This is a genomic window from Vibrio sp. YT-19(2023) (genome assembly GCF_033337395.1).
The window spans coordinates 1-701 of sequence record NZ_JAWOQN010000496.1 but is presented as its reverse complement, the minus strand read 5'-3'; the positions used below and the strand labels follow the sequence as shown (position 1 = coordinate 701).

Here is a 701-nt window from a genome sequence, read left to right as displayed (position 1 = left end):
AACCATCCAGCATTTGCCATCCACGTGGTTCGTTCATGCGCTCGCCTCCTGCCCCATACTCATGCCTTGGATTGAGAATTTCTTATCAATCACTTTGACCGCGCGCTGCGTGATAAGCGTGATCACTAAGTAAATCGCCGCTGCCGTCGCATACCAAGTAAACGCTTCGTGCGTGGCTGCCGATGTAAGCTGAGCTTGTTTCAGCAGATCCGTCACGCCAATCAAAGAAACCAGCGCCGTGTCTTTTAGCAAAACCAGCCATTGGTTGGTTAAGCCAGGAAGCGCATGTCGCACGGCTTGTGGCAACACAATGCGCACAAACGCGTGAAACTGACTGATACCGAGTGCGCTTGCAGCTTCTCTCTGCCCTCTGCCAACGGCTTTTAATGCTCCGCGCAGAGTTTGAGAAGCATAGGAAGCGAAGATCAACGATAACGCCACCACACCAGACAAAAACGGGCTAACCTCAATAAAGTCTCCGGTGATTAAAAACAGAACCTGAGTCGAACCAAAATAGATGAACAAAACGACAAGGATTTCTGGCAAGCCACGCACCACCGTAACAAACGCCGTTGTAGGCCATTTCACGAATACGCGACGAGACATTTCACCACTGGCGAATACCACTGCCAGAATCAAACCGACTAAAAGGCTTGTGAAGGCTAGCTGAACCGTCATCCAGCTAGCTTGTACAAGCGATA

Annotated in this window: 1 protein-coding gene; it reads right to left on the bottom strand. The window is 50.4% G+C overall.

The window, feature by feature from the left end; genetic code table 11:
- Nucleotides 1-33: 33 nt before the first annotated feature.
- Nucleotides 34-701: arginine ABC transporter permease ArtQ (gene artQ, locus R7E78_RS26730; RefSeq protein WP_318058686.1), on the bottom strand; the 668-nt coding region annotated here is incomplete at its 5' end.